The 14,540-nt window shown below is 60.0% G+C and carries 14 protein-coding genes and 2 pseudogenes; 8 read left to right on the top strand and 8 right to left on the bottom strand.

Going from position 1 to position 14,540, the window contains the following annotated elements:
• Positions 1-5: 5 nt before the first annotated feature.
• Positions 6-1,346 carry a D-serine ammonia-lyase gene (locus ACIGJB_RS14235; protein ID WP_483732334.1) on the bottom strand — a complete coding sequence of 447 codons (1,341 nt, stop codon included), beginning with the start codon at positions 1,344-1,346 and terminating at the stop codon, positions 6-8.
• A 98-nt stretch (positions 1,347-1,444) separates the two neighbouring features.
• Here ACIGJB_RS14235 and ACIGJB_RS14230 point away from each other — a divergent pair, with 98 nt between their 5' ends.
• The gene (locus ACIGJB_RS14230) at positions 1,445-2,401 is read left to right on the top strand and encodes a LysR substrate-binding domain-containing protein (protein ID WP_483732333.1); all 957 of its coding nucleotides are present in this window, start codon (positions 1,445-1,447) and stop codon (positions 2,399-2,401) included.
• A 240-nt stretch (positions 2,402-2,641) separates the two neighbouring features.
• Here ACIGJB_RS14230 and ACIGJB_RS14225 read toward each other — a convergent pair whose 3' ends face one another.
• Positions 2,642-2,965, bottom strand: a complete 324-nt coding sequence (locus tag ACIGJB_RS14225) for a hypothetical protein (RefSeq protein WP_483730412.1) — start codon at positions 2,963-2,965, stop codon at positions 2,642-2,644.
• A 32-nt stretch (positions 2,966-2,997) separates the two neighbouring features.
• Positions 2,998-3,690 (bottom strand): DUF6402 family protein, encoded by a 693-nt coding sequence (locus ACIGJB_RS14220; RefSeq protein ID WP_483730411.1) that lies wholly within the window; start codon positions 3,688-3,690, stop codon positions 2,998-3,000.
• 194 nt (positions 3,691-3,884) lie between these two features.
• Between ACIGJB_RS14220 and ACIGJB_RS14215 the strand changes: the two genes are divergently transcribed.
• Positions 3,885-5,171, top strand: coding sequence for an IS701 family transposase (locus ACIGJB_RS14215; RefSeq protein WP_483730410.1), 1,287 nt, complete (start codon positions 3,885-3,887; stop codon positions 5,169-5,171).
• Between the two features lie 103 nt (positions 5,172-5,274).
• Here the strand turns inward: ACIGJB_RS14215 and ACIGJB_RS14210 are convergent, their stop codons facing one another.
• Positions 5,275-5,784 carry a DUF6402 family protein gene (locus ACIGJB_RS14210; protein ID WP_483730409.1) on the bottom strand — a complete coding sequence of 170 codons (510 nt, stop codon included), beginning with the start codon at positions 5,782-5,784 and terminating at the stop codon, positions 5,275-5,277.
• Positions 5,777-5,989, bottom strand: a complete 213-nt coding sequence (locus ACIGJB_RS14205) for a PAAR domain-containing protein (RefSeq protein ID WP_483732332.1) — start codon at positions 5,987-5,989, stop codon at positions 5,777-5,779. Before ACIGJB_RS14205 ends, ACIGJB_RS14210 begins: the two co-directional genes overlap by 8 nt.
• 648 nt (positions 5,990-6,637) lie before the next feature.
• Here ACIGJB_RS14205 and dapA point away from each other — a divergent pair.
• Both dapA and ACIGJB_RS14195 read left to right on the top strand, forming a co-directional pair.
• On the top strand, positions 6,638-7,567 hold the full coding sequence (gene dapA, locus ACIGJB_RS14200; protein WP_483730408.1) for a 4-hydroxy-tetrahydrodipicolinate synthase: 930 nt from the start codon (positions 6,638-6,640) through the stop codon (positions 7,565-7,567).
• A gap of 140 nt (positions 7,568-7,707) precedes the next feature.
• A pseudogene (locus ACIGJB_RS14195) lies at positions 7,708-8,274 on the top strand (MFS transporter); the annotation flags it as partial.
• A 241-nt stretch (positions 8,275-8,515) separates the two neighbouring features.
• Here ACIGJB_RS14195 and ACIGJB_RS14190 read toward each other — a convergent pair.
• Positions 8,516-9,702 (bottom strand): annotated as a pseudogene (locus ACIGJB_RS14190) (IS3 family transposase); the annotation flags it as partial.
• Between ACIGJB_RS14190 and ACIGJB_RS14185 the strand changes: the two are divergent.
• Positions 9,586-10,272: an MFS transporter gene (locus ACIGJB_RS14185; protein ID WP_483730407.1), complete on the top strand. Its 687-nt coding sequence runs from the start codon at positions 9,586-9,588 to the stop codon at positions 10,270-10,272. The pseudogene ACIGJB_RS14190 and the gene ACIGJB_RS14185 sit on opposite strands and share 117 nt — an antisense overlap.
• Positions 10,273-10,275: 3 nt before the next feature.
• Here ACIGJB_RS14185 and ACIGJB_RS14180 read toward each other — a convergent pair whose 3' ends face one another.
• Positions 10,276-10,689: an N-acetyltransferase family protein gene (locus ACIGJB_RS14180; RefSeq protein WP_483730406.1), complete on the bottom strand. Its 414-nt coding sequence runs from the start codon at positions 10,687-10,689 to the stop codon at positions 10,276-10,278.
• Positions 10,690-10,864: 175 nt separating this feature from the next.
• Positions 10,865-12,571 carry an ABC transporter ATP-binding protein gene (locus tag ACIGJB_RS14175; RefSeq protein ID WP_483730405.1) on the bottom strand — a complete coding sequence of 569 codons (1,707 nt, stop codon included), beginning with the start codon at positions 12,569-12,571 and terminating at the stop codon, positions 10,865-10,867.
• Between the two features lie 425 nt (positions 12,572-12,996).
• Here ACIGJB_RS14175 and ACIGJB_RS14170 point away from each other — a divergent pair, with 425 nt between their 5' ends.
• From ACIGJB_RS14170 to ACIGJB_RS14160, 3 genes are all read left to right on the top strand, one after another.
• A complete protein-coding gene (locus ACIGJB_RS14170; RefSeq protein WP_483730404.1) occupies positions 12,997-13,248 on the top strand; it encodes a hypothetical protein in 252 nt (83 codons plus the stop codon).
• A gap of 34 nt (positions 13,249-13,282) precedes the next feature.
• Positions 13,283-13,804 (top strand): helix-turn-helix transcriptional regulator, encoded by a 522-nt coding sequence (locus ACIGJB_RS14165; RefSeq protein ID WP_483732331.1) that lies wholly within the window; start codon positions 13,283-13,285, stop codon positions 13,802-13,804.
• Positions 13,805-13,996: 192 nt separating this feature from the next.
• Complete coding sequence (locus tag ACIGJB_RS14160; RefSeq protein WP_483732330.1) at positions 13,997-14,530, top strand: DUF6496 domain-containing protein; 534 nt, start codon at positions 13,997-13,999, stop codon at positions 14,528-14,530.
• The last annotated feature ends 10 nt before the right edge of the window (positions 14,531-14,540 follow it).

Below are 14,540 nucleotides of genomic sequence, written 5' to 3'. Positions count from 1 at the left end.
GAGGGTCAGGCGGCCTGTTCCATCGCCCCAGACCCATGACCGGCCAGTGTTGCGGCGTAATCCTGGAACCGGCGCAGTTCCTCTCTCGGGACGAGCGAGCCCCCGGTTGCCCAGATCACATGCGTGGCGTCGCGCATGTCCAGCCCGTGATCGCGCACATACGCCTGGCCTTCCGGTGAGTTGCGCAGCCAGCCCGGGCCGCCGATTCCGGCCGCTGCTGAAGGTTCGACTTCCACGCCCATCGACGTCTTGAGCGCGAGCAACTGAACGTAGAGTTGATCGTCGGCGACAGTGAATACGCCGGCGAGCTGCGAAGCCATCAAGGGGCTGACCAGATGGGAAGCCTGGCCGACGGCGAGGCCATCGGCATCGGTCCGGTTATCCAGTCCGATGTCGTAGACGGATACGGGAGCGTCCGCACCTGATGCCAACTGCACCAGTACGCACGGCGAGGCCACGGGCTCGGCAAAGAAGCAGTGCACATGTTCGCCGAACAACGCCTTGAGCCCGTAAGTGATGCCACCAGGCGCGCCGCCGACACCGCAGGGCAGATAGACGAAGAGCGGATGCGCGGCATCCACGACGCGGCCGGCATCGGCCAGTTGGCGCGCCAGGTGACGTGCCGCGGCGGCATATCCGAAGAAGAGCATGGCCGAGCGCTCGTCATCCACGAAATGGCAGCGCGGCGCCGCCAGCGCCTGCTCACGGCCTGCTGCAACGGCTTCCGCGTAGTCGCCTTCATGTTCCACGACGCGCACGCCGCGTTGGCGCAGGCGGTCCTTCTTCCACGCCTTGGCGTCCGCGGACATATGCACCACCGCATCGAATCCGAGAGCGGCTGCCATGACGCCGATGCTCAAGCCGAGGTTGCCGGTGCTGCCGACCGTGACCGAGTATTGCGAGAACAGCGCGCGCGCCGCCACCGTCGCCAGCACGCGGCGATCACCTTCCGGGTCGAGGATGCCGTGCTCGATCGCGATGGATTCGGCAATCGCCAGCACTTCATGAAAGCCGCCGCGCGCCTTGATGGAACCGGCGATCGGCAATTCGTCGTCACGCTTGATGAACCATGCTCCCTCGGCGCCATCGTTGCCGACGATCGCGTGTTGGAGTGCGGCGGCCGGCATCAGTTGCGATTCCACTTGCCCATGGCTTGGCGCGAGTTCGGGAAACAGCGTCGCCATGAGCGGTGCACAGCGCGCAAGACGCGCCTCGGCCGATGCGATCAGTTCTGTCGATGGGGCAGAAGCCGGCAGGGGTTGCCCGAGCCTTGGATTCAGCCAGAGAAGCGGCTGTCTCGATTGAAGCGTTGCTAATAGATCGCCAGTGAGCGGCAGGGAGGGCATCACGTCCTTCTCCAAGGAATTCCCGACAAGCCGTGATCGCAGATGCTCCGCTCGTGCAAAAATAGCGATCGTTTCTAACGCATGCATTAGTCAGGCTAATACGTATGCAGCTCGATTCCTCCGTTCTCGGGGCGCTGCGGTGTTATGAAGCCGCCGGGCGCTTGCTGAGCTTCACCAAGGCCGCCGAATCGCTGAGCCTCACCCAAAGCGCGGTGAGCCAGCAGATCCGCCATCTGGAAGACCGTCTCGGCTACATGCTTTTCGTGCGGCAGCCGCGCAGTTTGAAACTGACGCCAAAGGGTGAGGCGCTGTTCGAGACGACCACGCGCGCACTGCATGACATCCAGCAGACCATCCAGCGACTTGGCCTGCCTAACGCGCCTTTGCAGGTCAATTGCCTGCCGTCGTTTGCGCTGCAATGGCTGATGCCGCGCTTGACCGAATTCCACCGCGAGCAGCCGGATGTGTCGGTGCGCCTGAAGGCAGAGTTCCAGGCCTTGGACAGGCAATCGATGGATGCGGAGGACATTGACGTGGCAGTGCGTTACGACCCGGTTCGCTACAGCCAGTTGCAGGCTGATGTTTTGATGGATGAGTACCTGATGCCGGTGGCTACGCCGGAATACCTCGCCCAGCATACCGGGCTGTCCGACGGGAGATCACTCGACGGTGTTGTGTTGCTGCACGACGCATCGCCATGGGTAGGCGCAGCTGAGTTCGTGGAATGGCGTACATGGCTTGAGGCCTTTCATCCGGAATGGATCGCGCATCTTGAGGGGCCGCAATTCAATCTATCCAGCCTTGCCATCAGCGCGGCGCTGAATCACCAAGGGGTGGCAATGGGGCGTACGGCGCTGGTCTATGACGAGATCAGGAGCGGACGGCTGGTGGATGTCTTTGGCAAGCATGTACGCGCGCCGGCGCGTTACATGCTGCTATCTCGTAGCCCGGAGGATCGACGGGCGACCATTTTCTCGGCGTGGCTGAAGGCGGAGTGTGCGCGCTTTGATGCGGACAGACAGGGGGCTCTCAACGACGGACAGACAGTGGCATAGCTAACCTGCGATGCCCGAGTCAGTCTGGAGATGGCTATCTATCAGGCATCTGAGTCCCCCGGCTTTCGGCCCGTATTCGTTGAACGACCGCAGCAGTCATGCGGACACACGCAATTGCGTTGGGGAATGATGCATACCCAAGCCAAAGCGCGGCAGCTACCTTAAGACCATTATCTGACTCCCTCGTCAACTACCCGAGCTGCCAACGTCTGCTGCCTTCGTGGAGCCGGATCGCTTGTTTCACGGAAGCTTTGCCCGCAGCCTGTCCAGCCATGTGGGAGGCAGCCGAACGTATGCGGGCGGCGAGGCCCCGGTGTTGTAATAGACCCTATTGTCGCCCCACACGATCTTCGGTTCTAAATCGTTGTAGCTGCGCTCCGCCAGAAGTTCGCCGCTCTGCGCGTCGTAGAGGCGAAACAAGGTTCCATACTGGGTCGGCAAATAGCAGACCTCCCCAATGTAAAGCCCCGCCTCGACGTCGCGGGTGCAATCATGAGCCTCTCTGCGATGTGCCACGTCGCAACCGTAGGGAACAATCAGCAGCACGCCGAAAAGGAAACCCATCCACTTTAACCACCGCCAGGCTCGAGTTCGGATCATAGATCGAACTCCAACACTTTTGCGGGGCGCAGTGACATGCACTTCCTGTCGGAGTACAAGACCAGGTCGCCTCCCTGTTTATGTTTCAACTGCCAATGGCGATAGTCCTTGTTACGTACCGGGTAAAAGACTGTCGCGTCGGAGATGATGCCGTTTCTGGCAACGGGGTACATAAGCCAGTCTGCCGTGGATAGCTCCCCGGCCGCAACGGCGGATGGAACGATGATGAATCCACTCTTGTTCCAATGCCCAAGGTATTGGGTTCCGCCCTTGCGTTCTCGATCATGAAACGTAAAAACGTCTCGCATGTAGATCGAGATCTCCTTGATGACCAGTCGGGTGCGAGTTGAGGTCAGGCGCTCATAGAAGAAGCCGTCCAGGGTTGCATTGAAGGAGAAGGCTCCGAGCGAGCCGTATAGGTCGTCCATCATTACGCCGTTTGGTGCTGCGACGCCTCTTAGTAGCATCAGGAATTTGTCCGTGTTCTCACTGTCAACCAGAGTTCGCTGGTATTGAAACTTCTGATGGTACTTCTGAATGTCACCCTCACACGCTTTCCACGAATCGATGAAGTAAGGGGATGGCTCAAGCCCCCTGACGATCTTCTTTAGCGATCCGTACGCGCTGTCATCGAACAGTTTTGTATTGACCAGCTCGTCAAATTTTTCCCTTGCGCGCGCGAAGCCCAATATCCATCGGAGATTGAACGTGCTGGACTTTAGACATTCAGCGCCCCGAATCGGGATCGAGAAAGTAGTTGGAAATCGGAAAAGCGCTTGACATGGATGGGCAACCGTGAGGCCGCTGCGCTGCTTGCGCGGTTTTTTTGCGCAAGCAGCGCAGCGGCCAATGAGGATCGTTTTCGATCCTTGTTTGCCCGTCGATGTCCCTGACTGAACGTACCCGGTTTTGCCTGTCCGAATGGATCAACATTCTCCTCATCGCCGTCCCGCTTCGCTCGCAGGCCAGCTTCGTGGAACTGCTGTGCGGCTGCATGGTTTCGCCAGAGGGTTGGGTAACGCGAGCGATCTCGGCGATCCACGGCAAGAAGCACTGGACGACGTACTACAAGTTGCTGGAACGCGGCAGCCTGCGCACGGTACGGATCGCACGGGCACTGCTGCGGTTGGTGATTGCGGTACTGCCCTGCGATATGCTCACGTTGGTCCTCGACGACACGCTGGTGATGCGCTGCTCGGAGAAGGCCCCCGGTGTTGCCTGGCGGCGCGAGCACAGCGGCAAGACCAATCGACCCCGAAATGTGTGGGCACAGTGCATCGTGACCTTGGCGGTGAGCGTGTTGGGCAACAGCGGCATCGGCATGGTGCTGCCGATCGTCTCGCGTCTGGTTCCCCGGAGGGGCAACACCAACAAGCTCAAGATCGCGCTGGCACTCGTGCGAGCGATCTCCGGCGCGACCGACAAGCCCATCCGCGTGATGTTCGACTCGTGGTTCATGCGCGCACGCCTGGTCTTGCCGCTGTTGCGCCGGAACATGCATGTCATTGGCCAGGCTCGTATCGATACCGCCTTGTTCCAGTTGCCCGTGATGCCCAAGAGGCCCCGGCGTGGGCGGCCGCGTACCTATGGCGAACGACTGAGCAAGCAAGCCATCGAAGCGCTGCCGGCTACCGAACTGAGCCTGTCGGTCTACGGCAAGGAGCAACGCGTTCGCTTGCGCTCGATTGTTGCAGTGGTCCGCTTCCTCAAGGGCAAGCCAATGCGTGCCGTCTGGTGTCAGTTCTACGACGAAAAGCGACAGTGCTGGACGAAGGCACGATTGATGCTGGCCTCCGAGACCGAACTGGATGCTCAAACCGTCGTGCTGCTGTACGCGCGACGCTGGGCGATAGAACCGCTGTTCCACAACCTCAAACGCTGGTTTGGCTTCAACAATCTCTGGCAGCAGACACGTACCGTGCTGGAGTTGTGGATGCAAATTCGATCGTGCGCGTGGACGCTCACGCAATTGCTCAGCCTGGCAATCGCCGACGCGTTCCCGATGGACACGATCGCACCGTGGCGTGTCGGCCAGCCCGTCACTGCCGGGCTGGTGGCCCAGTGGCTGCGCCGCGAATTTACCGGACTTGCACTCGGGCTGGCCGAATTGGCCAAGTGCTGGAAATTCCGCCGGCCAGAACCGAGGCAAGCTCCAGCAGCAACCGGGTAACGCCGCTTCTGCGGCCTTGCTCGTGCGTTTCATCGCAATCACCGTCTCGTTTGTCACTCCACGATCGCTCTGCTACGCGCGCTCGCGGAGGGCATTCGAGTGTCTAAAGTCGAGTGAACGTGGTTGTGTCGACCATTGCGGCTGGAAACGGCCGGCCATTCTGATTTATTCCTCTAATGGCCCCGTTGTCAGTGTTTGCGTAGTTCAATTCCCCCGCGAACCACTTGCGCATGATCTTGGCCGACATCGGCCATCCGATACGCTCCATCGCGTCGGGAATATCCTGCAGATCGAATGGCTTGACGCGTGGTTTGGTTGACCCCGGTGCTGGTGCTGGCTTTTGCTGTGGCGCCGATGGTGCGTTAAGCCACTCATGGAACGCCAGGAAGCCTTCGATCAATGTCTTCCTTTCTCGCTTGACCAGAACTGGCGTTGGCTTTGGCGGCGGAGGTGGCTGATCTCGTAGCGATGGAGGCGTTCTCGCTGTCGATAGAGGGAACTCATTGACGTCCAGTTTGTGACATCCTTCCATTCCCTTCTTCTCTTCCCACCACCAGGGCATGCCGAAGCGCCCATTCTGGTAGTACTTAAATATCTCCTGGCTGTCAGCCATATAGCGCCTCCAAGGGTCTCTCTGGGTACTGATTCACTGCAGCAGGAGAATCGAGGGCGACAGCCTTGCCCATCTCCGTACAAGGCACGCGCGGCCCGACAAAAGCTACTGTGGCTTCGCGCTTGCATACGGCGCAGTACACGGCATCGCCTTCTCGGGCAACCGGGACGTTGTGCCAGAAGTACGAGTTTCTGCCGCCGGAGATGATCGCGCCGTTGTTGGCCTTGTTGCTTCGAGATACGTCCGCGTCACCATGGCAAAGCCTCCGCGCGCATGTGTACGTCAGAGATTACTGACGTAGCGCGAAGGCTTGGCGTGGATGGTCTTGGGAGAATCGCGCTTCTGATTGCGGCCATATCCGACTCCGATGAGCGTGGCAAGTCGCCACTGGAGTCATGGAACAAGGTGCCCGGTGCGGAATCAATCGGGCAAATCCGAAAATGGCGCTGGAAATTCCGCTTGCTGCAACAGGGCAGAGGAGGCGAACGAACAACCCCAGATGCCAACATACTCTTTGCCCAGGGCCACAACCCATCCGACACTGATACAAGCCTCAAGTGGCCCCCACATCAGGCTTGACGAGATCGCCGGGAACCAGCTAGATTTGCGCAATCATGCGCCGCCGCCCCATCTCCCTTTCCCCTTATCCCACTGCGACCCAACCGCAGTGGGACGCGCGCGCAAAATCCAAAAAACAGTCGCTCATCTGACCGGAGCGCGCTGTTCCGTCAGTTGAGCGACGGAACAGCATCTGTGTAGAAGACGGTCTGCCAATCCCCCCTTACCGTCTTGAGCGCGTCTTGCTCTGTCGCTTGCCTGTGCGGTTTCCGAATCGGTCGATCCGGAGCATGCAATGCAAGAAGTGGAATATCTCTATCGTGGTATCTGGCTACCCCTGGTCACCCCGTTTCGCAACCATGAGGCGGATCACGTCGCACTACGGCGGCTAGTCGCCCATTACCGCTCCAGCGGATTGGCCGGGTTGGTCGTTTGCGGCAGCACCGGCGAAGCGGCTTCCCTCGATGAGGCGGAACAGTTGGCCGTTCTGGATACCGTACTGGCCGAAGCCGGAGAGTTGCCGGTCATGATGGGCCTGGCCGGCAATAATCTCCGGCACGTGCTGGGCCGTCTGGACAGGATCAGCGAACGTCCGCTCGCTGGCCTCCTGGCGCCGGCTCCTTACTACATCAGACCGTCGCAGGAAGGATTGAAGGACTACTTTCGCGAACTGGCCGACAGGTCGCGGGCACCACTAGTGCTGTATGACATCCCCTACCGGACCGGTGTGACGCTGAGTGCTGAAACGCTGCTCGCGTTGGCAAGCCACGGCAACATTCGGGGTATCAAGGACTGCGGTGGTAACGCTGAAACCACGCAGGCATTAATCGCCGATGGCCGCCTGGCTGTTCTTGCGGGAGAGGATCATCAACTGCTTGCCACGCTGTGCATGGGCGGGCAGGGTGCAATCGTTGCGTCAGCGCATATTCGGCCGGATCTCTTCTCCGCCTTGTGGCGCGCAGTGGCGGATCAGCGTCTGAGTGTCGCCCGCCAGATTTTCCAGGCACTGATGCCGCTGATTCGGCTGATGTTTGCCGAACCTAATCCGGGCCCGATCAAGACATTACTGGCCAGGCATGGCTGGCTGTCCGATGAACTGCGTTTGCCAATGACTTCGGCTTCAAGCGCGCTCGCGGAGCAACTGGGCGTTGTGTGTGAAGCCTTGGACTCAGTGCACGCGAACGCGTTGATTCGGGCGGAAGCTCCGTCGCCTCCATCAGCATGAAGCTCTAACTGCATAAAATGCGGCGATAAGCCATGGCACGCGGCGAAGATTCCGCATGCCATGGCATTGCGCACACTGCAATATGAGACAACATTGAGAACGATGCTGTCGGCAACAGCGATGGTTTCTCCCGATCGAGAATGACTGAGCGCCTGAAATCGGAAGCAACGATCATCTATGTTTGCCTGGTCTTCCGGACGATATTGGTGGCCACGCTGTTCGATGTGCTCAGCCCCGTTCTCCCTTTGATCGGCGGTGACTTTGGCGTCAGCCAGGCGAGATTCCAGGCCTTCTTCTCAGCGGCCTTGATGGTGGGCGCCTTAGTTTTGCTCGGTGCGCCGTGGCTGGTCGACCATATTGGCAGGACGCGCGCAGTGGCCGTAAGTGCCGTGGCGACGAGCTTGCTTGGCATATTGAGTGCGACTGCTCAGAACTACCTGTCCTATGCCGTAGCTTTGCTCGGAATGTCTGCGGCAAACGCAATAGGCGCAATTGCAAGCCGGGCCCTGATGCGTGACCTCTTGACCCATGACCGCTACAAGATGCTGTTCGCCTACGGGCAAGCCGCATTGGAAGCAGCCAGCATCGTGGCCCCCTTGGTTGCTGGCTGCATCGCTGCCGCGTGGGGTTGGCGCGCAATGTTTGCAGCGTTCTGCATGCCGCTGCTCGCGGTTCCGCTGCTGCTCGCATTATTTCCCCCTCCCGTTGCCCCCGCTGATCGCAGTGCCGGGCCTTCGGGCCAAGCGATGTCGTTTGGCGCGTTGCTTGGCTTTTGCAGGATGGCAGGGGTCCCACTGATCCTGATGTGCGCAATACAGGGCGGCTTAAAGTGGACCCCTCGGTCAAGACAGATTTCAACCGAGTTTAAGCTGCATCCATTTCTTCACATGCAGCGGAACAGCGCTGCCCTGATTTTGCGCGGGGAGAATCCCCTGCGCAGCGTAGCGGAGCAGGGGATTCTCCCCGCGCACCGCCGAATTTATCGACAATCATTGCCCCGCCGCCCTCGCCGCTGGCATAGACGGCCTTCGGCGTTTTGTAGCCCAGCGACTGGTGCGGCCGTTCCTCGTTGTAATACGAGAAGTACTGCGCCAGCCCGATCATCAGCTCCGCCATGTTGGCGTACCCCTTCAGGTACACATCCTCGTGCTTCACGTTGCGCCACAGCCGTTCGACGAAGATGTTGTCCAGCGCCCGGCCGCGACCATCCATGCTGATGGCGATGCCTTCGCGCTTGAGCACGCCCGTGAAGACGTGGCTCGTGAACTGGGAGCCCTGGTCACTGTTGAACACCTCCGGCCTTCCGTGCTCCCGCAGCGCATCCTCCAGGCAGTCCACGCAGAACGACGCGTCCATGCTGTTGCTCAGGCGCCAGGACAGCACCCTCCGGCTGTACCAGTCGATGATCGCCACCAGGTAGGCAAAACCGCGCGCCAGGCGAATATAGGTCACGTCGGTCGACCACACCTGGTTCGGTCGCGTCACCTCGACCCCGCGCAGCAGGTACGGATAGACCTTGTGCTTCGGATGCTTGGCGCTCGTCGCCGGCCCCGGCGCCATGCCCGCCAACCCCATCTCGCGCATCAGGCGCTGCACCCGCTTGCGGCTCACCACGCAGCCCTGGCCGCGCAGGAATACCGCCATGCGCCGGCTGCCGTAGAACGGCCGGTTCGTATATTCCTCGTCGATCAACCGGCACAGCCGCAGATCCTCGTCGCGCTTTTCCCGCGTCGTCTTGCCCTGCCTCCGATACACCGTTGCGCGCGACACTTCCGCCAGGTCGCACTGCCGGCTCAAAGGCAGTTCCTCCGCACCATCGATCCACCCCATTCGCGCTTCCCGGCTCACTCCCCCAACTTTTTTTTAAGCCAGTCCACTTCCATTTTCAGCCGCCCGATCTCGCCGTACAGGCGATCCTCGTCGCTTTTTTCCTCGGCCGGCTTGGGGCCACGCTTGGTTTCGAACAGGGCGCCGGCCCGCTCAAGAATTTCCTTCTTCCATTGCCCAACCAACACCGGATGCACGCCGTATGTCTGCGCAATCTCGCTGATCGTCTTCACCCCGCGCACGGCTTCCAGACCAACCTTGGCCTTGAATTCTGCCGTGTGTACCTTGCGCTTCTTGCCTTCACTCATTTGCCATCATCCCGTCAAGGACAACAGCTTAAACCACCGCCTGATCACTGTCTCAAATCGTGGGTCCACTTTAGCTACACCACTTTATTGGTAGCCAAACCATTCCTGCTCGCCAGCCGTTTTGGCTTGCCGGTCACTGCAATTGGAGTCGTTCTCGCGGGTTTTGCAGCAGTCGGCTTGATCGGCTATCTGTGCTCCGGCGCGCTGATGACGCGCGTCTCGGAGCGCAGCCTGGTTGTCGCCGGCATCATCTGCCAATGCGTCTCGGCGCTTGCACTATTGCTCCTTTCAGTCACGGAAGCGCATGCGCTTTACCTGTTCCTGGCAGCGTTGGCTGCAGCACAAATTGGTTACTGCCTGATCGTGCCCGTCGCCAACGCATGGATCCTGAATGTCGCCGCCGAGTACCGTGCCGTTGCCGCTGGCATGCTGGGCGGCCTGCAGACATTGACCGGCGGCGCTGTCGCGTTCCTGGCGGGTCTTGCCTACAACGATTCGGCGCTGCCGGTCGCCGTTATCTGTACGATTTCTGCGCTTATTGCGGCTGTCACACTGCGGCGTGTGCACTGACAGTCAGGCGTCCCGCTCGGTGGCCCGAAAAGTTGCCAAACGGAAGCCAGTCTTCAGAAATAGCCGCCGCGAAGCCTCATTGCCGGGGGAAATCCTGGCGCGACACAAGGGAAATCCCTCGGCAGCAAGAGCATTCATGCACCGGCGCAGCAAGCAGGTGCCCACGCCCCTGCGCTGTGCAGAAGGGAGGACAGCGATCAGGGCGATCACAGGAGCCTGATAGACGGGGAAATCAGTAGCCAATACCGCTCCTATCAATTGACCGCAAGCATCCTCGGCAACGAAAGACGCCTTAGGCAAGAGTTCCCCGTACCTGCCGTTGACGATCGAAGGAATTTTGCTGGTCCACAGCTCCAGCGGCGCACTGTCCACAGTATCTGCGAAGGCAGCATAAGTCAGCGGGGGCAGCGGTTGCATGTCACTGTCCGCGAAACACCGCACCGCAACGCCGCACGGCGTTCCAAGTTCTATCTCTGAACATACCCTTTCCCAAAGAGGTTCAGCGGAGCTGGCGGGCTCTGATACGGGCATTCGTGAGGACATAGGTTTCCTTGCTTGCCATTGAGCTTGGTTCCGGACCATTCCTGCCCAATCATCCCACGACGTTCGCAAAGCTTGGAGAATGCTCTTGAACCCTGCCATTCGCCACGTGATATACGCGATCTGACACCTGAACCAGCGCACGGCGGTGCGTAATCACGATCAGCGTTGGCACCCGTTGCCTGACGCGTTCGAAGATTCGCGCCTCGCGCTCGGGGTCGAGCGATGACGTAGGCTCATCGAGAATAATGACCGCTGGACGACGCGCAAGCGCACGGCCCAACGCGATACGCTGGCGCTCTCCCCCTGATAGTGCCCTGCCTTGTATGCCCAAGGGGCGATCCAGGATATCGCCGTTTCCATCTGACGCGATCCCATGTAGCTCGAGCAAAGTAATGAGTTCGTGCAGTGCATCGTCTGACGGCGGGTCATCACAGCCGTAGGTCAGATTCTCCCTGAGCGAGCCGGTGAGGATCATCGGCGCTTGAGGTGCGACAGCGACTTCGCGTGCAATATCGCTGACGGACAGCTTGCTCACGTCCGCACCAAAGAGGTAGACAGTGCCGGCAGCAGGGCGGGTGAGTCCCAGCATCAAGTGGATCAGGCTAGACTTGCCCGCACCCGATGGCCCGGTGACCGCGACCAGTTCGCCTCGGCTGATAGCAATGTCCACCCCCTGCAAGATCTGCTTCCCACCCTGGCAGACATCTGCACGCTCGATACGACAGACTTCGTTCGCAGTTTGGTCGATATGCTCGCTTGATTCGCTGCGCTCAATTGGCAGTTCCAGAAGCCCAAAACTCTCGTGCAGCGCGAGATGGTTGCGGCGCAAATCGGACAGCGATCCCGCGAGGTTAGTGAAAGGTATCGCCAGTGCCACAATGTAGCTGACAATCATCACGAAGTCGCCTGCGTTGAGTGCCGAATGGATGACGCCATATGCAGTCATCACCGTGAAGAGCGTAAGCAGAAGGCCGGTGCAGAGGGCTTGCGCCGCAAGCAGTAGCGCGAGCCTGGTGTTCCCTCGGGTCACTTTGCCGATATAGTCTTCAAGCGTGCGGTGCAACGCGGCATCTTCTCTCGCGTACGCGTTGTTGAGCTTGATGTCCAGCATGAAGCCCAGCTTCTCAACCAGATGGCTCGACAGCATGTCTGCAGCACTGAAGATCTCTTCGTGAGCGCCCTTGCTCTTGTCCGCGAGAAACCATGTCGCGGCAAGGAGAAGCAACATGGATATGGCGAATCCGAGAGCGAACGCGCCGTCGATCAGTTGCCACAGAACCACGCTGGACATTATCAACTGGAGAACAGTCGGCCCGATTGCCCAGAACACTGCAAACGTGATTGCACTGAAAGCTGCGCGGCTTCGCGCAATGACTGAGACCAGCTTACCCGGATCCTCTGCATTCAGACGCGGGTAGTCAACCCTGATCAGTCTGGCGAAGATGGCGTTATGGAATGCGGCATCACATCTTGCGAGAACGGCCGCGGAAAGCATGACTTTCAGCCAGTCAAACGCGCGAGCGGTAGTCCAGGCGAGTCCGTACGCGGCAGCCAGAAGCATTGGCATGCCTGTAGCGCTAAGCGTGGCTTGTGCAGTGAGGGCATTGGTGGCCTCGCGCAGGAGGTAGGGAACCAGCGTTGACAATGCCGCGGACAGCGCTACGAACAAGGTGGCTCCACAGAAGTGGATTGGCAACGCTCGATACTTTCTGACCGTGATTTGGTAGGCGAAGACCCAATCCTCATACAGATCCATAAGAAGGCTCATCGCCAATCATCTCCAGGCATCAAAGTCATTCGGGGCCTCAGGGCAGCTTTGGCATCGCCGTGGCCTTGCCTCGCGAACGTTCAATCTGTCCATCCTCAGCAGAGTGGTTCTTGTTTTGAACTTTGGAAATGAGAAGTTTCCCAACAGGGCCATTGAAACGTCTCGCGTTTGTGCAGCAATTCTTGGAGACGTGTCAGATGGCCGTACGAGTCATCGCCCCTTCGCTATCTGGCTGAGCCGCCGTGTTCGGAACTCCCGGCAGGAAGCTTGGCGATAGACGCCCTCAATTCCAGATTCCTCTCAAAGCCAACCCTGCCCAGCGCAATCACAATTCTCCGATTCAAGCAGGTAGCGTTTGTTTCGTAGTTGTCAGTTGACAACCATGCTTTGCGCTTCTAACATCGGAGATACCAGTGACCCGCGCCAACCATCCGAAGAAGGACGTCGAGGCCGCGCTACGGCAAGCAGAGTCGCAAGGCTGGCGCGTCGAGAGGGCGAAGGGGAACGGGCACGCCTGGGGGCGTCTGTATTGCCCCCGCAATGACAAGGAATGCCGCTGCGGCGAGTTCTGTGTCTCTAGCGTGTGGAGCACGCCGAAGAGTTCGGGCAACCATGCCAATGCAATCCGGCGAATCGTTGGAAACTGCTTGCATCAGCATCAATGACGTCGTTGCACACATCGCCGATCAGGAAACAGCTATGGAATACCCGTTCACATTCAGATTCCTGCTTTCGCAGGCCGATCACGATATCGACGCTCTGGTAGAACGCCTGGGCGAGGCAGGCTGCGATGATGCCCTCGTGGGCACTGGCCTGCCAGGACGCGTGGCGCTGTCCTTTGTCCGCGACTCGGATTCCGCAACGGCGGCGATGGTGAGCGCCCTGGCCGATGCCCGGCGCGCTATGCCATCCGCCACCCTGATCGAAGCGGCTCCTGATCTGGTCGGACTGACCGATATTGCCGATGCCGTTGGCATGTCCCGGCAGAACATGCGCAAGTTGATGATCGGCTATCCCGAGTCTTTCCCGGCGCCCGTGCATGAAGGCAGCACCACACTGTGGCACCTGCTGGACGTGCTGGTATGGCTGGATCAGCGCGATTACAGCATTGACCCGATCCTTGCCGAAGTCGCTGCTACGGCCATGCAGATCAACCTTGCCCGTTGCGCCCGTCAGGTAGCTCCTGCCATGGCGCGCGAGTTGCGGGCGCTGGTGGCGTAGTGGCAACGCCAACCAGCCTCTCGCGCTAGCGATGCCGCGGCCAGAAACTATGTAGATTCGACGCACGGAGTGCAGTTTTCGCAAGCTGCCGCACCGCGGTTTTCCCTTACGAGCGCCCGTCTCCACGACGGACGAGCCTGGCATGGCATATGCGGAAAGCTCAGAACTTCGGCGATCATCATGGAGACGATCATGCCAAGAGCATCCAGCATTGCGCAGGCAAAGGCGGACAAGCGAGCCGGCAAGGCCGCGAGTACCCAGGCCGGTCATTTTGTTCGCGATGAGATAGAAGCCGTTCGCCATGGCAAGCATGGCGTGCGCTCGGCCAAGCAGGCCATAGCCATTGGTTTGTCGGAAGCGCGCCGCGCTGGCGTTGAAGTGCCGCAGCCCAAGACCGGATCCAAGTCATCCAAGAGCGCCGGCAAGCCCGCTGCCAAGAGTGCCGGCGAAAAGGCGAAGGCGCCAAGACAGCCCAGTTCAGAAAGCACGGCCAAGCGTCGCAGTGCCGCGACCAAGGCGCTCAAACGGGAGAGCACGGCGGGGGCCTCGCATCAGGCGCTGTCCACCCAGGCGAAGAGCGCAGCCAGTAAGCGTACGGCGGCAGACCGCTCCGCGGCCGCCGAGAAGGCTGCCAAGACTAAGGGTGCGGAGGGCCGATCCGAAGCGGCCCAAAAGGCGGCGCGCACGCGTGCAGCGAGAAAGCGGGCAGACCAGGGATCCCGGTAGCGCAGGAAGC

This window comes from Cupriavidus sp. C2SS-8b (assembly GCF_057073745.1).
The sequence above is the reverse complement of the archived record's forward strand: the minus strand, read 5'-3'. Positions and strand labels throughout refer to the sequence as shown.